Origin of the sequence: uncultured Campylobacter sp., assembly GCF_937996225.1 — a bacterium.
Classification (GTDB): domain Bacteria; phylum Campylobacterota; class Campylobacteria; order Campylobacterales; family Campylobacteraceae; genus Campylobacter_B.
In genome coordinates, this window is the sequence record NZ_CALKTC010000017.1 from 1 (window position 1) to 16,337 (window position 16,337).

The window sequence follows — 16,337 nt, forward strand, 5'->3', positions numbered from 1 at the left end:
GGAATTTACGCGCGAAATCAAAATTCTATTATCTTCTAACGGCTCGCGCAGGCTTTCTAAAATTTGCTTGCCGAAGTGCGGCAGCTCGTCGAAAAATAGCTCGCCGCCGTTTGCAAGCGCGACCTCGCCGATCTTTGCGCCGCTACTGCCGCCACCGAAAATCGAGCTGCGCGTGCTGGTGTGGTGCGGCGAGCGGAAGGGGCGCAGTGCGCTGAAATCGACGTCTTTGTTATTTAGCGACTCGTAAGCGCACGAGAGCAGCACTTCTCCTAGGCTCTGCGGCGGCAGAATTCTGGCTATTCGCTTTGCGCACATGCTTTTGCCACATCCCGGGCTGCCCTCAAAGAGGATGTTGTGCATGCCGCACGCGGCGATCAGGCTTGCGCGCTTGGCGCGCTTTTGTCCTTTGACGTCTTTGAAATCAAGCGAAAAATCGCGGTTGGGAACGTAAGCTTGCCCGTCAATCTCCACGACGTTTTTAAAAAGCGGATGGGTTTCTCGCATGAGCCTGCTTGCGGCGAATTCCTCGTCTAAAAAAAATCTGACCGCGTCGCTTAGGCTATCCACCGCATACACGTCGTAGTTTGGGATCGTGCAGGCCTTTAGAGCGATACTTTGCGGCACTAAAATTTTAGCGCGCTTCACCTTCGTGCTTAAAAAAAGCAGGATCGAAAAGAGGCTCGCCGTGCTCTTTAAACTGCCGTCTAAACCGAGCTCGCCGAAGACGAAGAAATCGCCGTCGATGCGCTCTTTTTGCAGCGCGATTAGAAGCGCGATCGCAAGATCGAAGTGCGAGCCGTTTTTGGGCGTGTCGGAGGGGGAGAGATTTATGATGATTTTGGATGCGGGAAATTTAAAATTTAAGCTCATAAGCGCCGCTTTTACGCGGCTTTCGCTCTCTTTTATCGTAGCTCCCGCAAGGCCAACGATATTAAATCCCGGCAGCCCCCGCACGAATGTCGACTCGACCTCTACGGGGATCAGAGCATCCGTGAAGGCAGCGCATTTTAGGGATTTCATTTCGATTTTTCTTTTAGGCTTTTTTTGAATTCTTTATCAAATTTTTTGCGTTTATTGTATCCGATGCGCTCGATGAAAAGATGTCCGTCGAGGTGGTCCATCTCGTGCTGGATACAGACGGCTAGCAGCTCGCTAGCGTCCATTTGCTGGGTATTGCCGGCGCGGTCTTGAAACTGCACCGTGATAAACTCGGCGCGCGTGACGTCCTCATAAAAACCGGGTACCGACAGGCAGCCCTCCTGGTAAACGACCTCGCCTTCCTTTTTTAAAATTTGCGGATTGATGATCTCGATGAGGTCTTTTTTGTCTTGGATTTTTTCCTCATTGGCTAAATTTATGATCAAAGCGCGCACGGGCCTTCCTACCTGGATGGCGGCAAGGCCTATGCCATTTTTTGCGATCATCGTCTCATACATATCGTCTAAAAGCTCGCCTAGTGCCGCGTCGAATTTCACGACCTCGGTCGATCTTTGGTATAGCTTTTTATTCGGATAGGTAAGGACGTCCAGGATCATCTATTTAAAGCTCTTTTGAAGTACTTGATCGATCAGCCCGTATTGCACAGCATCCTCGGCGCTCATGAAAAAGTCGCGATCGGTGTCCTTTTCGACCTGCGCGAGATCTTTGCCGGAATTTTGCGAAAGGATGCCATTTAAAATTTCTTTCATTCGTAAAATTTCTTTGGCTTGGATCTCGATGTCGGTAGCTTGGCCTTGCGCGCCGCCGAGTGGCTGGTGGATCATTATGCGCGAGTTTGGAAGCGCATAGCGTTTGCCTTTGGCTCCGCAGCTTAGCAAAAATGCCCCCATCGACGCCGCTTGACCGATACAGATCGTGCTTACGTCGGGTTTGATGTAATTCATCGTGTCATAAATGCTAAATCCGCTTGTAACCACGCCGCCCGGGGAGTTGATGTATAGATAGATATCCTTATCCGGATCCTCCGCCTCCAAAAACAGAAGCTGCGCGACGATCGAGCTTGCCACTGCGTCGTCGATCTCACCGCTAAGCATTACGATACGGTCTTTTAGCAGCCTCGAGTAGATGTCGTAGCTGCGCTCTCCGCGACTAGTTTGTTCGATAACGTAAGGAATCACCATCTATTCGCCCTTCTCTTCTTTTTTGCCCTGTTTGGAGAAAATATCATTGAATAGCTTCTCCTCTATAAGTGCCATTTTAACGGCCGGCAGCATGCCGTTGTTGCGGTATCTATTTAGATGCTCCTTCGGATCGGCGCCGTAGGTGTAGGCCTCCATATAGACCGCTTGGACGAGCTCCTGATCGCTCACGTCGATCTTACGCTTTTTGGCTAGCTCGTCGATTAGGAATGTAAGTTTTACGCTGTTTTCGGCAGCATTTCTAAATTCTTCGCGCTTTTTATCCAGAGCGTCTTTGTTGTTTTTAAATTCCTCGATCTGCTCTTTTGAAAAGCCGCTCCAGGCGTTGTTAAATTGCAAATTAATCTCCTGCTCGACGATCGCTTTTGGAAGCGCGAAGTTAAATTTCTCGGCGAGCGCGTCTGCAAATTTAGGCTTTAGATCCTCGTTTATCAGCTTTTGAAGCTTATCGTTTTTGATGCGCTCTTTGATGCGCGCTTCAAATTTCTCCTTGCTCGGCTCTTTCTCGCCCGGAAGTGCTTGCTTTAGCTCCTCCTCGCCGAGCTCTTTGGCAGGTTTTTTAGCCTGAATTTCGTGAAGCTTGACTTTGAAAATCGCGTCCTTGCCGGCTAAATTTTTTGCGCCGTAATTCTGCGGAAATTTAACCGCTACGTCGCGCTCCTCGCCCACTCTAAGCCCGATCATTCCGTCCTCAAAGCCGGGGATAAATTGATTTGAGCCGATCTGAAGGACGTAGTCCTGCGCCTTGCCGCCGTCGAATGGCTTGCCGTCCACGAAGCCTTCGAAGTCGAATTTTGCAAAATCGTCTTTGGCTAGAATTTTTTTGTTGGTTTTAGAAATAGGTGCGATCATCTGCAAAAATTCCGCCACTTTCTCGTCGATCTCTTTTTGAGTAACGCGCGGGCTGCTAAATTTAGGAATTAACTCCTCGTACCCCTCGACGTTAACCTCGGGCCTGAAAGAAATTTCGATCTCGACGTCAATATCGCCGTTTTTTTCATCAAATTTAGAAAAGACCGGCTCGGATAAAATTTCATCTTGTTTTTTCTTTAAAATTTTAAGAGACTCATCGATCATATCTTTAAGAAGTTCCTGCTTTGCATCGCCCTCAAGCTGCTTGCCGTATCGCTTCAAAACCACCGCGGTAGGCACTTTGCCCTGTCTAAATCCGTCGATTCTTAGCTGCTTGGAGGCCTTTTTAGCTAGCTCTTCTACTTTGGCTGCGATCTGCTTTGCTTCGATCTTGCTCGCAGCTACCGCATTTGCGGCGTCTTTCATTTTTGCTTTTACTTCCATAAAATTCCTTTAGAAAATTTAAAAATAGCTCGTAATATATCAAAAAATTTCTTATTTAAAGTATAAATTCCTAAAATTTGCCGAACCTAAGCGGTTCGCAGCTTTTAAATTTTAAAATTTTTAAAAGCCCGCCTTGAAATTTAAAGCGGGCTTGAGGCTAAAATTTTACCGATACGTTAAACATAAACTGCCGCGCGTAGCCCATCTGAATAGGTATCACGCTCGTAGTCGTGCCGGTTGAGGATGAGGTGTAGTATTTTTTGTCGGTCAAATTTTTGACGTTAAACGAAAAATTCGTATCATAGCCCGAAATTTTAGTATCGTAGCTCACGAAGGCGTCATAAACTACGGCATGAGGCAGCTTAAACGCCGTTCCTGCGGGCACGTTCGGTAGGTTCGTGCGCATATAATAGGTGTACCACGAGCCGAAGTATCGCGCGCCGCCACCAAGCCTAAGCCCCTTTGCGCCTAGATGCGCGAAATCGTAGTTGGCAAATAGGCTTGCTTGGTGCTTCGGCGTCGCTTCCAGCGGTTTGCCGATTAGTACCGCAAAAGCGCCGTCGTCCTCGCGCACCCTCGTTTTGGTGTATGCGTAGCTCGCCGACATGCTAAGCCCCTGCGTCACACGCCCGTTTATATCAAGTTCAAATCCTCGCGAGCGAGCCTTGCCGATCGTCTCGCTTATATTATTTACCGTCCGCAGGATGTTTCTTTTATCGATATTAAACACCGCCGCGCCCGCAGTGACGCGATCGTTTTGAAATTTAGTGCCGAACTCCACGGATTTGCCTTCCTCCGGCTTTAGATCGCCGCCTATCGCCTCGCCTATGGACATCTGCGGCGTGAAGCTTTGCGCGTAGTTAGTATATACCGACCACTGCGGGCTTAACAGGTACAAAAGCCCGCCCTGATAGGTCGTAGCAGCCTTTTTCTGATCGGTGTTGTTCGGTCCTTGCCAGCTTTGTTTGGCTACTTGATCGTAAAATTCCCTACGCACGCCCAAAGAAAGTATCAACTCGTCGGTTAAATTTATATTATCTTGGGTGTAAAGACCAATCGTTCTTAGCTTTTGATATTGTATTTTTGGCTCTCTATCGTTCGTTAAGACGGCGCCCGAAGCGGTCTGTCCGGTAAGCATATTGATGCATCCAGCGGTGCCTTTTAGCGCGCCCGGGCGGTATCTGTAGTAGTTTTTGTAATCCGTGCCGAAAAGGACATCGTGCTTAAGCGGACCCGTTTCAAATTTGCCGTTTAGCGTGACGCTTGCTGCGTGCGTGCGGTGTATGAAATTATCGTAGTAGTTATACGATCGCGTCGTGCCGGTAAGGCCTTGGGGAGTGAATGGATTGTTCGGACGGACGTAGCCGTATTCGTGCTTGCTGCGCGAGAAAGCATAGGCGCCTTTTAATATCCAATCCTCGTTAAATTCCTTCTCAAAGCCGAAATCAACCGTATCGAGCTTGCTTTGTAGTTTATTTACCGGCTCGTCGAAGCGGACTTTGCCGCTGCCGTAAATTTTACCCGTACTCGGCACCAAAAATGCGCCGCGATCCACCGGATCGGTAGAGCGGCTATGGGTGTAGCCTAAGTTTATCGAATAATCGTCTCCTTGATACGCAAGCGACGGCGCAAAGAGCGTGTTTTTTATACCGTCGAAATTTCGCCAATAATCCTTCGCGTAGTAATCGAATATAAATCTATACGCAAAGCCGCTATCTGCGATTGGTCCTGTAGTATCAAATCCCGCGTCCCAATAGTTGCGGTTGCCTAGCCCGCCCCAAAGCTCATTTATAAACTCATACTGCGGCTTTTTGGTTACCATGTTTATGACACCACCCGGTTGCTGCGCGCCGTAGAGCATGCTCGCGGGTCCTTTTAGAACCTCGACGCTTTGAATGGTTTTATTGTAGTTGTGCATCACGGCGCCCGGCACGCCGTTGCGCATAATCGAGCCGTCGCGACCCTCGCCGAAGCCGCGCTTAATGATCGCATCAAAAATATTTCCCGTCGTATTTGCATAGCTTATGCCGCTTACGTTTTGCAGCGATTCCGCTAAGGTTTCTGGCTTTTTGTCCTTTAGATGCTGCTGCGTTACGACATTTACGGTTTGCGGAATTTCTAAAATTCTCTTAGTCGTCTTGCCGATCTCACTGCGTACGGCGCGGTAACCGTCGTCGTTATTCGCCCATTCTACGACCTCGATATCGCCTAGGTTTTCGCCCGAGGCGGAGCTTGCCGCGGCGTTTTGTTCGGCGCAAGCAAAGGAAAAAAGCGCCAAAGCCGCGCCAAAACTCATCTTAAATTTCATTACCGAACTCCTTGTAGATAAAGCTTATCGAAACGGCGGATTTTAAACAAAAATTTCTTAAATTTAAATATATTATCATTAACATAATAAGATTGATAAAATTTCGCGCGGAATTTTAAAATTTATCAGCGTTATAAAAGGCGTTTTTGAGTAATATCGCGCATCGATTTTTAAGGAATTGCTAAAAATGGACGAAAAGAGCCGAGCTAAATTTGAAAACTGCGTGTCGCAGATGCTTGAAATTTTAGGCGAGGATCCGAAGCGCGACGGGCTTGCGAAGACGCCCGAGCGCGTGGCCAAAGCCTATGAGTTTCTAACTAGCGGCTACGAGCTGGATCCAAAAGAAATTTTAAACGACGCGCTGTTTGAGAGCAGCAACAACGAGATGGTTTTGATAAAAGATATAGAATTTTATAGTCTCTGCGAGCACCATCTGCTGCCGATTATAGGGCGCGCGCACGTCGCGTATATCCCGAATAAAAAGGTCGTGGGGCTTAGCAAAATTCCGCGTATGGTAAATATTTTCGCGCGCAGGCTGCAGATCCAAGAGCAGCTTACCGAGCAGATCGCAAGCGCAATCCAAGAGGTGATCCATCCGCTCGGCGTGGGCGTGGTGCTGCAGGCGCGGCACATGTGCATGGAGATGCGCGGCGTGCAAAAGATCAACTCAACCACGACTACGTCGGCGCTGCGAGGGCTTTTTATCAGCCGAAACGACACGCGTAAGGAATTTTTCGATCTAATAAATTCTCCGAAAACTTTCGGTTTTTAAAACGGTAAGCGTTAAAGAAAAATTTAGCAATTATGTTATATTATCGTGCGAAATTGATAAAAGAGCGAAATTGTCTGATTAAATTTCAGGCAAATTTTAGAAAGGAATTTTATGCAGCGCGTTTATTTGGATAATAACGCCACTACGATGGTCGATCCCGAAGTTTTTGAGGAGATGAAGCCGTTTTTTTGCGATAAATATGGCAATCCAAACTCCCTTCACAACTTCGGCAGCGAGACCCACCCCGCGCTAAGAACTGCGATGGATAGGCTCTATGCAGGACTCGGCGCTGTGGACGCGGACGATATCGTCATCACAAGCTGTGCGACCGAGAGCAACAACTGGGTTTTAAAAGGAATTTACTACGATAAAATTCTAACCGGCGAGAAGGATAATATCGTCATAAGCTCCGTTGAGCACCCCGCAATCAGCGCAACCTGTGCTTTTTTAGAAAAAATTTGCGGCGTAAAGATCATGCGCCTGGGCGTCGATAAAGACGGACTAATCGATCTTGACGAGCTTAGCGAAAAGATCAACGATAAAACCGCGCTTGTTAGCGTTATGTGGGCAAATAACGAAACCGGCACGATCTTCCCCGTAAAAAAAATCGCACAAATCGCACACGAGCATGGCGCGCTATATCATGCCGACGCGGTGCAAGCAATAGGTAAGATAAAGGTGAACGTGCGTGATGCGGATGTGGATTTTTTGAGCCTATCCGGGCATAAATTTCACGCTCCAAAGGGCGTCGGCGCACTCTACATAAAAGATAGTAAGCCGCTTACGAGCCTACTTCACGGCGGCGAGCAGATGGGCGGGCGCCGCAGCGGCACGCTAAACGTCGCGGGCATCGTGGGGCTCGGTAAGGCTTTAGAGCTAGCGAATAAATTTATGGATTTTGAGCGCACTCAGGTAAGCAGACTTCGCGATAAGCTGGAGGATGCGCTTTTGCAAATTTCAAACGTCAGCGTCGTGGGTGATCGCAGCATTCGCGTGCCAAACACCATCCTCGCCTCGATCCAAGGCGTCGAAGGAGAGGCGATGCTGTGGGATCTAAATAAAGCGGGCATAGCCGCTTCTACTGGCTCTGCGTGTGCGAGCGAAGCGCTTGAGAATAACCCAATAATGGAAGCGATCGGCGCAGATAAGGAGCTGGCGCATACGGCGCTAAGACTTTCGCTGTCGCGCTTTACGACGGAAGCGGAGATCGATTACGCGATCGAGCATATAGGCAAAGCCGTCGCCCGTCTGCGCGGGATTTCAAGCACGTTTGCTTACGCGCCGCAAGGTTATGAGAAAAATAAAGGATAAAAAATGGCAAAAAATAGTTTGATAAACGGTTCGATCTGGGAGCAATACTCGCAAAAAGTGCAGGACCGTATGAATAATCCTCGCTATATGGGCGAGATCACCGAGGAGGAGGCGAAGGCTAGAGGCGGTAAGCTAGTGGTCGCAGACTTCGGCGCCGAGAGCTGCGGCGATGCGGTGCGGTTGTATTGGTTGATAGATCCTAAAACCGATAGAATTTTAGACGCTAAATTTAAAAGCTTCGGTTGCGGTACGGCGATTGCGAGTTCGGATACGATGGCTGAGCTTTGCATCGGAAAGACCGTCGATCAAGCGGTGAAGATTACAAATTTAGACGTAGAGCACGCGATGCGCGATACTCCAGATGAGCCCGCCGTGCCACCGCAAAAGATGCACTGCTCGGTCATGGCATACGATGTCATCAAGCAGGCTGCAGCGAATTATAAGGGCGTCGATCCCGCGCATTTCGAGGATGAGATCATCGTGTGCGACTGCGCGCGCGTAAGCCTCGGCACGATCAAAGAGGTGATCCGTCTAAACGACCTCCATACTGTCGAGGAGATCACGCAATACACCAAAGCAGGTGCGTTTTGCAAATCCTGCGTGCGCCCGGGCGGACACGAGGAGAAGGATTACTATCTGGTCGATATTTTAAAGCAAACCAGAGAGGAGATGGAGCGAGAGAGACTTCAAGCTCAAGCCGAGGCGAGCGCCGCTACTAGCGCGAAAGCGGGAGCCGAGATGAGCTTTGAGCAGTTAAATTTAATCGGTAAATTTAAGGCTGTCGAAGGGGTGCTTGACGAGGATATCCGCCCGATGCTTCAGATGGACGGCGGCAATCTCGACGTAATCGACATTAGGCCTGCAGACGACGGCAAAACGGACATCTATATCCGCTACCTAGGTGCTTGTAGCGGCTGCGCTAGCGGTGCGAGCGGTACATTATACGCGATCGAAAATGTTTTGCAAGAAAACCTTAGCCCAAACATCCGCGTAATGCCGATCTAAGGCTATACTGCTACGGTTTGCATCTTGGCATAGTTTTTAGCGAAATTTTAAGAGCTTGGGCTTTTGCGCGATTGATGCAGTGCTAAATTTTGCCCCTTAGCTAAATCTGCGTAGAATTTCGCCGTTTACTTTTAAGAATATCGCAAATTTCGCTAAGGTGTTCTAACGTGAAATCCATCCGTAAAATTTTGTTTATAAATTTAATTAAAAGCTTTTTCGCTCGTGTAAGTTTTTTTATGAGATTTCGTTTGTAAATTGGACATAGAATTTCTCCGCGAATTTCATCTTTTTATAAATTTAGATGAAAATGCGCCATAAATCGCAGAATTTTAGCTGGCTATAATTTCTTTTTATTATAATTGCGCCTTATTTCAACTAAAAGGGGAGCAAATGAAAGTATTTGTTTTGGCGGCTCTACTACTTGGTTTTCTATCTGCAAATTCTTTGGATCAGATCAAAAAGGATAGGCTCGTCCGCATAGGTGTATATAACGATCAGCCGCCGTTTAGTGCGCTCGTAGACGGCAAATATAGGGGATTTGAGATTGCTCTTGGCGAAAAGCTCGGTAAGGAGATTTTCGGCGATAATCCTGGCAAGGTAAAATTTATCCCGATCACGGCTTCAAGACGCATTAGCGCTTTACAGCGCAATGAAGCGGATATGGTGATTGCGACCTTTACTCCTACGCCCACGCGAGCGAAAAAAGTAGATTTTTCGGAGCCTTACTTTAAGGTGCAGGTAGGTGTGCTAGCCAAAAAAGACGAAAATGTCACGAGCTTCGATCAGCTGCGCAAAAAGAGGATTTTTGTCATAAAACACTCTCCTATTCACAATTTCTTACGCAAAGCGGGCTTCAGAAAGAATTTGAATTTCTGCGCCAGCTCGGCTAAATGCTACCGCGCTTTCAAAAGGGCGAAAAATGCCGTGCATGTCGATGATAACCTAATCCTGCACGCATACGCAATCATCGATAATAAAACGCAGGTTGCTTTGGATGGTCTAGGTAAGCAAACTTACAACGCAATCGCCGTGCAGAAGGGCAATAATGCGCTGCTAGAGCTAATCAATACATCTTTAGCAGGACTAAAAAAAGATGGATTTTTGGATAAGACCTTTGATGATACGCTCGGGATTTTTTATCATGGCACGATCGATAAGAAGGAATTCTTGGTTGAATAAAATTTCGTGCAGAATTTAATTCGTGCGTTTGATTCCCGCGTAAAATTCGATTCATTGTAATGATGGAGCGAGAAATACGTTGCAGGCTTAATTTGCTTTTAGAATTCTGTCTTGATTTTGCTTACCTCTCCTAAAGCACAAATTTATCGAAATTGGTGAGGCTATTTAAAACGCGCGCACCACTAGCGCGAAATTTCATTTTCGGAAGTAAAATTTTTAAGCGATTCGGCTGCATTTAAAATTTACGCAACTTTTATAGAGTCTGTTTCAATTTTGCGTTTCACAAAACCCGCGCTAGCTTGTAAATTTCTATTTTTCAGCTCCAAATACCTGCTCCGTCGCTACAACTTTATGATTTAAATTTCAAAAATCCTCTAAAAGGAGTTAAACCTCCAAGCGCTATTGCCGCCTCGGTATGGAGGAGCCAAAATTTCACTTTGTATCAAAGGCAAATCTTATGCAAAGTAGGCGCTAATGAGCAGGCGGAGCAAATAATTTCAAATTTAGCGGTATCTGTCTTATCAGGTGCCGCGAAGCTGCATATCACAAAGACGCGGCGAATACAAAAAATGGTCGTAAAATTTTACCTCAAGAGCCAATTCTGATTTATTTCACCAGCTCGTAATTATACTCTTTCGTGCCGTCGAGTAGATTTGTGACGTTGTAGCCTCGCTCGTTTAGGGCTTTGGCGAGCTTGGCGCTGCGGTTACCGCTGTAGCAGTGTGTGATCATCTTTTTGTCTTTATTGGCCTCAAGCACGTCCTTGTACTTTTCTAAAGGCTCACCGTCAGGAATATTTATCGCGCCTTTCATATGCCCCGCGTCGTAGTCTTGCTTCTGCCTAGCGTCGATGATTAGCACGTTCGGCTCATTTGCCATTTTCAAAAACCCTTCCGCGTTTATGCTGCCGACCTTATACAGCTCGTAGTCGTACTGTTTCACGCCGGGCGCGTTCATAAGCATGCTAAAGCCCTTTTGTTTAAGCAGATCAAGCGCTTTTCCGCTGCGATTGCCCGTATTGCAATAAGGCACGACGTTTTTATCTTTATAGGCATTTATCTCATCCAGCCTGCTTTCCAACTCTCCAAGCGGAATGTTGATCGCGTGTTTTATGTGGCCTGCGGCGTACTCATCTGCGCTTCTGACGTCGATAACTAGATAATTTTCTTTTGCTCTATTGTCCTCCTCTATCGCTGATAGTGCTGCGCCGCTTATGGCGTAGCCGTTAGGTTGTTGCGTCTCGGCGCCGCAAGTCGCAAAAGATCCCAATGCTGCCAGCAAAACCGCGCTTTTTAAAATTTTGTGAGAAATAAATTTCATATGTTTCCTTTGAATTTTAGCTTTTAAAGCGGGAGATTATATCAAAAATTTAGCTAAATAGTGTGAATTTGCGCCGTTAGCAGATGCGAGCGATCAAGTAGGGGTCCGATTGCAAAACTCTAAGAGCGATAAAATTTAATAAGGTCGGACTTGCAACCGACCGGTATCAGAAAGGAGGGGTTAAAATATATAGACCGCCACGATAAATGCTCTTAGGCAAAACCGCCCACAAGTACGCCGTATTCGTTATAAACACAGCTTTTTATCTCCTCGCCGCCGTGCGCGCAGAGGCTCGCTCGTAACGCTGCTCACCGCCTTAGCCTGCGAAGTCCACGCTTGAACTATAAAATTTTAACCTCTAGCTCGAGCGCGACGCCGAAGCGCTGCAAAACCCGCTCGCGAGCGAGCTCTATCAGGCTCATCACATCCTCAAAACTCGCGCTGCCGAAATTTATGATGAAATTGGCATGCTGCTCGCTAAATTTAGCCCCGCCGATCGCGTGGCCTTTAAGCCCCGCCGCTTCGATTAGCCTGCCCGCGGCGTCATTCGGCGGGTTTTTAAAGCAGCTTCCAAAGCTAGCCCCCTTTGGCTGGTTGGCGCGTTTGGCGGCGAAATCCGCGGCGAGTGAGACGTTAAATCCGTGCGAAATTTTAAACTCGGCGCCCAAAATCGGCTCCTCGATCCCGCTTCTTCGGTAGCCGAAGCTTATCCGCTCGCGCTCCACCCAGCCGCGAGCCAGGCGCACGGCAAGCAGGCTATCGCTAACGCTCGCGCCGGCGAGCCCTGCGTTCATTTTGATTAGCCCGCCGAGCTGGCCTGGAATGTTGCGCAAAAACTCAAAGCCTCCGATGTTTTGCTTTTTGGCGAAATTATAAATTTTACCCGACTTCGTCGCAGCCCCGATGCTAAGGACATCGCCGCTTAAGCTTATGCGATCGAACTCCTCGCTTAGCATCGCAAGGTGCGGCGGTGCGGGCGAGATGAGCAGATTATTGCCCCCGCCGATGATCGCGCGCTCGCGGGTACTCTCAAACTCCGCAAAATCGGCCTCGTCCTTTAAAATTTGCACCGCAAAGCTCCCTCCGATGCGCACGGAGGTGTATTTGCTAAAATCTATCTGCTTTGTTTTCAAAATTTTGCCTTTTAAATTTCATTTTTTGGTTTCGTAAATTTAAAATTTCATGCTCACCCCGTATCGTTTTAAAATTTAGCGATACCGCCGCACCGCACGGTGCAAAACGCGAACGTTATTTCAAAATTTGACGCTGCTGCTGCGATTAAATTTAGCTCGCTTGCGATACGTTTTCAGCGGTGCGCTACATCGCACGCACAGCTCGCACCCTGCGGCACAAAATACAGCCGCGCAATGTACCTCCGCGCGTAAAATTTCATCGCCGCATAGCCGTAAATTTGAGGCGGAACATCGCACCGCGACAATGGCGCCACAGCACGCGGTTGATTGACGAAATTGGCGGCGATCCGCGGCAAGCTCGGCGTTAAATTTGCGCGAAATTTTAACCTCGCCCACCTTTACATCGGGTTTTGCCCGCCGCAGTCCGCAAAACGGATCTCGTTATATTCGCGCGGGATAAAATTCTCCTGCGCGCTAATCGGCGCAGGGTAAAATCCGCGCTCGTAACCAAGCTCAAATAGCCTATCTACCGCCTTTATCTGCGCCCCCGAAAGCTCGATCGAAGCCTCGTTGGCATAAAGGCTCAGATATTTTTCGAGCTTTGCATCGTCCACGCGGATGAGATTTCGCTCCATGAGCATGTGCGATAAAAACGGCTTGTGTGCGGTGGCGATGCGCACGCCCTCCGTTAGCACGCGCTCGCACTCGATGGCGTCCGTTATCGGCAGGCTGCGGCGAACCGCCATGCCTCCTAGCGGCAGCGGCAGATTTTCGCCCGCTAGCTCGCTCCAGATATCCCAGATCTCGCGCTCCACGCAAAGCTCGTCCGAAAAGTCCAAAATGCTCTCGTGTATCAGCACGCCCGCGTCCACCTCGCCGCTTAAGACCGCATCCTCGATCTCTAGGAAGTTTTTATAAACTATGCGCGCCTGCGGGTACGCCATGCGAAAAAGCAGGGCGTTTGTCGTGTGTTTGCCGCTTAGCGCGACCTTGAAATTTCGCTTTAAAATCGCGCCCTTTTTCTTAACGAGCTTTGGGCCGTAGCCCTCGCCGAAGCTCACCGCCGTGCGCAAAAGCGCGTATTCGTCGCAGATAAGAGGATATAGCGCGAAGCTAATCGCCGTGGCCTCGTAAGTGCCCTTTAGCGCCTCGTCGTTTAGGCTCTGGATATCAAGCGCGGTGGCGCTAAGCTTTAGATTTTTGGAGCTCACCCAACCGAAATCAATCGCCTTATACATAAAAATATCGTCGGCGTCGGGCGAGTGAGCGACGTTTATATGCTTAAAAATCTTCAAATTTAATCCTTTTTGCTCCGCTTTAAATTTCGCGCGCGGCGTGATTCCAAAATGTTGCGAAATTATAGTGAAATTTTGCTACAGCCCTCATAAAAATGCGGAATTTCTAAATAAAAATGTGAAAAACAGGACCCGTTAAAAGGCTAAATTTAATGCTCTCCGCTTGCCGCGCAGAGCTTTTGCGCTCCTTAAAAATTTCAAATTCCGATGCCGCGCCGAATTTGAGCGAATAATCAAAAATTCATTTCAAATTTGGTAAAATCAAGTGAATTTATTTTTAAGGAAAAACATGGACGAGGGAAAGAAAAAGACGCTGGATGCGGCGCTAAAATCGATCGACAAAGCTTTCGGCAAGGGCACGCTGGTGCGGCTGGGCGATAAGCAGGTCGAGCCGATAGACGCCATCTCTACGGGCTCTGTGGGGCTTGACATCGCGCTTGGCATCGGCGGCGTGCCGAAGGGGCGTATCATCGAGGTTTACGGGCCTGAGAGCTCGGGTAAGACGACGCTTACTCTTCACATCATCGCCGAGTGCCAAAAAGCGGGCGGAATTTGCGCATTCGTAGACGCCGAGCACGCGCTAGACGTCAAATACGCTTCAAATTTAGGCGTCGATACCGACAATCTCTACGTCAGCCAGCCCGACTTCGGCGAGCAGGCGCTTGATATCGTAGAAACCTTAGCAAAGAGCGGCGCGATCGATCTTATCGTCGTAGATAGCGTCGCCGCGCTCACGCCGAAAAACGAGATCGAGGGCGATATGGGCGATCAGCACGTGGGGCTTCAGGCGCGACTTATGAGCCAGGCGCTGCGTAAGCTCGCCGGCGTCGTACACAAGATGAATACGACGGTGATCTTTATCAACCAAATCCGTATGAAGATCGGCGCGATGGGCTACGGCACGCCAGAGACCACGACTGGTGGCAATGCGCTTAAATTTTACGCTTCGGTGCGCATCGATATACGCAAGATCGCTACTTTGAAACAAAACGAAGAGAGCATCGGCAACCGCGCCAAGGTCAAGGTCGTGAAAAACAAGGTGGCGCCGCCGTTTAAGATCGCGGAATTTGACATAATGTTCGGCAAGGGTATCAGCAAAGTGGGCGAGCTGATCGATTACGGCGTTAAGCTCGACATCGTCGATAAAAGCGGCGCGTGGTTTAGCTACGGCGACACTAAGCTGGGTCAAGGTCGCGAAAACGCGAAAGTGTATCTTGAAAACAATCCTGAGGTGGCCGAAGAGATTACTGCTAAAATTCGCGAGCAGATGGGCAGTATGAGCCTAAGTGACGGCAACGAGGATGAAAATTTACAAAGCGGAGATGAATGATGATTTATATCGAAGATGTTTATGCCATAGAAGTACTCGATAGCCGCGGCAACCCGACCGTGAAGGCGACTGTAGCTCTAAGCGACGGCACCGTAGCAAGCGCGATAGTCCCAAGCGGCGCAAGCACGGGCAAACGCGAGGCGCTGGAGCTTCGCGACGGGGGCGATAGATACTGCGGCAAGGGCGTGCTAAAGGCTGTTGAAAACGTAAATTCTCAGATCGCCGAAGCCGTGATCGGGCTGGATGCGTTCGATCAAAAGGCGCTTGATGATGAGATGCGCGAGCTCGACGGCACCGATAACTACTCAAATTTAGGCGCAAACGCCGTGCTTGGCGTATCTATGGCGGTAGCGCGCGCGGCGGCAAAGAGCCTTGACGTGCCTTTGTATCGCTACCTAGGCGGCGCAAACGCTAGCGTGCTACCCGTGCCGATGTTTAATATCATTAACGGCGGCGCGCACGCGAACAACAGTGTGGATTTTCAAGAATTTATGATTATGCCGTTTGGATTTGATAAATTTAGCGACGCGCTGCGAGCGGCGAGCGAGATTTACCACACGTTAAAAGGCCTTCTAAACGCAGCCGGTCATAGCACCGCCGTGGGCGACGAGGGCGGATTTGCACCAAATTTAAACGATAACGAAGAGCCGATCAAACTAATCATGCAGGCTATCGAAAAAGCAGGCTACAAAGCGGGCGAGCAGATCAAACTAGCCCTTGACGTCGCAGCTAGCGAGCTGTACGAAAACGGCAAATATAAACTAGAGAGCAAGGAATTTAGCAGTGAAGAGCTGATAGAGCGATACGCGCAACTTTGCGAGAAGTATCCGATATTTTCGATCGAGGACGGCCTTAGCGAGGACGACTGGGCGGGCTGGGCGAAGCTAACGAGCAAGCTTGGCTCTAAAGTGCAGCTCGTGGGCGACGATCTATTTGTAACGAACGAGAAAATTTTACGCGAAGGCATCGCCAAGGGCGTAGGCAACGCGATTTTGATCAAACCAAATCAAATCGGCACGGTTAGCCAAACTATGCAGACGATCCGCCTAGCGCAGCGCAAAGGCTACCGCTGCGTGATGAGCCACAGAAGCGGCGAGAGCGAGGATAGCTTTATCGCGGACTTCGCCGTCGCGATGAATACGGGTCAAATCAAAACGGGCGCGACCTCAAGAAGCGAACGCAACGCCAAATACAACCGCCTGCTTGAGATTGAGCGCGAGACGGACGAGTTTTTAGGAAGCCAAATTTAA

At 48.9% G+C, this 16,337-nt stretch carries 14 protein-coding genes; 6 read left to right on the forward strand and 8 right to left on the reverse strand.

Translation table 11 applies throughout. The annotated features are described in order from the left end of the window. From Q0174_RS01980 to Q0174_RS02000, 5 genes are all read right to left on the reverse strand, one after another. On the reverse strand, positions 1–1,020 hold a 1,020-nt coding region (locus tag Q0174_RS01980), incomplete at its 3' end, for an ATP-binding protein (RefSeq protein WP_298041352.1). Further along, positions 1,017–1,535 (reverse strand): peptide deformylase, encoded by a 519-nt coding sequence (gene def / locus Q0174_RS01985; RefSeq protein ID WP_298041353.1) that lies wholly within the window; start codon positions 1,533–1,535, stop codon positions 1,017–1,019. The genes Q0174_RS01980 and def, both read right to left, overlap by 4 nt. Next, positions 1,536–2,120 (reverse strand): ATP-dependent Clp endopeptidase proteolytic subunit ClpP, encoded by a 585-nt coding sequence (gene clpP / locus Q0174_RS01990; protein WP_005871578.1) that lies wholly within the window; start codon positions 2,118–2,120, stop codon positions 1,536–1,538. Further along, positions 2,121–3,434, reverse strand: coding sequence for a trigger factor (gene tig / locus Q0174_RS01995; RefSeq protein WP_298041355.1), 1,314 nt, complete (start codon positions 3,432–3,434; stop codon positions 2,121–2,123). Between the two features lie 157 nt (positions 3,435–3,591). Next, on the reverse strand, positions 3,592–5,742 hold the full coding sequence (locus tag Q0174_RS02000) for a TonB-dependent siderophore receptor (RefSeq protein WP_298041357.1): 2,151 nt from the start codon (positions 5,740–5,742) through the stop codon (positions 3,592–3,594). Positions 5,743–5,929: 187 nt separating this feature from the next. Between Q0174_RS02000 and folE the strand changes: the two genes are divergently transcribed. The 4 genes from folE to Q0174_RS02020 all read left to right on the forward strand — a co-directional run bounded on the left by folE (position 5,930) and on the right by Q0174_RS02020 (position 10,009). Then, complete coding sequence (folE, locus tag Q0174_RS02005) at positions 5,930–6,514, forward strand: GTP cyclohydrolase I FolE (protein ID WP_297918758.1); 585 nt, start codon at positions 5,930–5,932, stop codon at positions 6,512–6,514. Positions 6,515–6,625: 111 nt separating this feature from the next. Then, entirely contained in the window at positions 6,626–7,825 is a 1,200-nt protein-coding gene (locus tag Q0174_RS02010; RefSeq protein WP_298041358.1) for a NifS family cysteine desulfurase, read from the forward strand. Between the two features lie 3 nt (positions 7,826–7,828). Beyond that, the gene (locus Q0174_RS02015; protein WP_297948891.1) at positions 7,829–8,830 is read left to right on the forward strand and encodes an iron-sulfur cluster assembly scaffold protein; all 1,002 of its coding nucleotides are present in this window, start codon (positions 7,829–7,831) and stop codon (positions 8,828–8,830) included. Positions 8,831–9,220: 390 nt separating this feature from the next. After that, the gene (locus Q0174_RS02020) at positions 9,221–10,009 is read left to right on the forward strand and encodes a transporter substrate-binding domain-containing protein (RefSeq protein WP_295150838.1); all 789 of its coding nucleotides are present in this window, start codon (positions 9,221–9,223) and stop codon (positions 10,007–10,009) included. Between the two features lie 606 nt (positions 10,010–10,615). Here Q0174_RS02020 and Q0174_RS02025 read toward each other — a convergent pair. The 3 genes from Q0174_RS02025 to Q0174_RS02035 form a co-directional block, all read right to left on the reverse strand. Beyond that, complete coding sequence (locus Q0174_RS02025; protein ID WP_298041360.1) at positions 10,616–11,329, reverse strand: rhodanese-like domain-containing protein; 714 nt, start codon at positions 11,327–11,329, stop codon at positions 10,616–10,618. A gap of 341 nt (positions 11,330–11,670) precedes the next feature. Further along, complete coding sequence (locus Q0174_RS02030; protein WP_298041361.1) at positions 11,671–12,462, reverse strand: UDP-N-acetylmuramate dehydrogenase; 792 nt, start codon at positions 12,460–12,462, stop codon at positions 11,671–11,673. A gap of 398 nt (positions 12,463–12,860) precedes the next feature. Further along, positions 12,861–13,757, reverse strand: a complete 897-nt coding sequence (locus tag Q0174_RS02035; protein WP_298041362.1) for a menaquinone biosynthesis family protein — start codon at positions 13,755–13,757, stop codon at positions 12,861–12,863. Between the two features lie 289 nt (positions 13,758–14,046). Here Q0174_RS02035 and recA point away from each other — a divergent pair, with 289 nt between their 5' ends. Both recA and eno read left to right on the forward strand, forming a co-directional pair. Then, complete coding sequence (recA, locus tag Q0174_RS02040; RefSeq protein ID WP_297914466.1) at positions 14,047–15,087, forward strand: recombinase RecA; 1,041 nt, start codon at positions 14,047–14,049, stop codon at positions 15,085–15,087. After that, complete coding sequence (gene eno / locus Q0174_RS02045; RefSeq protein ID WP_298041390.1) at positions 15,087–16,337, forward strand: phosphopyruvate hydratase; 1,251 nt, start codon at positions 15,087–15,089, stop codon at positions 16,335–16,337. Before recA ends, eno begins: the two co-directional genes overlap by 1 nt.

What these genes read in the sequence shown, in the direction of transcription:
- def (WP_298041353.1), bottom strand. Translation starts at nt 1,535, where the DNA reads ATGATCCTGGACGTCCTTACCTATCCGAATAAAAAGCTATACCAAAGA.
- clpP (WP_005871578.1), bottom strand. Translation starts at nt 2,120, where the DNA reads ATGGTGATTCCTTACGTTATCGAACAAACTAGTCGCGGAGAGCGCAGC.
- tig (WP_298041355.1), bottom strand. Translation starts at nt 3,434, where the DNA reads ATGGAAGTAAAAGCAAAAATGAAAGACGCCGCAAATGCGGTAGCTGCG.
- Q0174_RS02000 (WP_298041357.1), bottom strand. Translation starts at nt 5,742, where the DNA reads ATGAAATTTAAGATGAGTTTTGGCGCGGCTTTGGCGCTTTTTTCCTTT.
- folE (WP_297918758.1), top strand. Translation starts at nt 5,930, where the DNA reads ATGGACGAAAAGAGCCGAGCTAAATTTGAAAACTGCGTGTCGCAGATG.
- Q0174_RS02010 (WP_298041358.1), top strand. Translation starts at nt 6,626, where the DNA reads ATGCAGCGCGTTTATTTGGATAATAACGCCACTACGATGGTCGATCCC.
- Q0174_RS02015 (WP_297948891.1), top strand. Translation starts at nt 7,829, where the DNA reads ATGGCAAAAAATAGTTTGATAAACGGTTCGATCTGGGAGCAATACTCG.
- Q0174_RS02020 (WP_295150838.1), top strand. Translation starts at nt 9,221, where the DNA reads ATGAAAGTATTTGTTTTGGCGGCTCTACTACTTGGTTTTCTATCTGCA.
- Q0174_RS02025 (WP_298041360.1), bottom strand. Translation starts at nt 11,329, where the DNA reads ATGAAATTTATTTCTCACAAAATTTTAAAAAGCGCGGTTTTGCTGGCA.
- recA (WP_297914466.1), top strand. Translation starts at nt 14,047, where the DNA reads ATGGACGAGGGAAAGAAAAAGACGCTGGATGCGGCGCTAAAATCGATC.
- eno (WP_298041390.1), top strand. Translation starts at nt 15,087, where the DNA reads ATGATTTATATCGAAGATGTTTATGCCATAGAAGTACTCGATAGCCGC.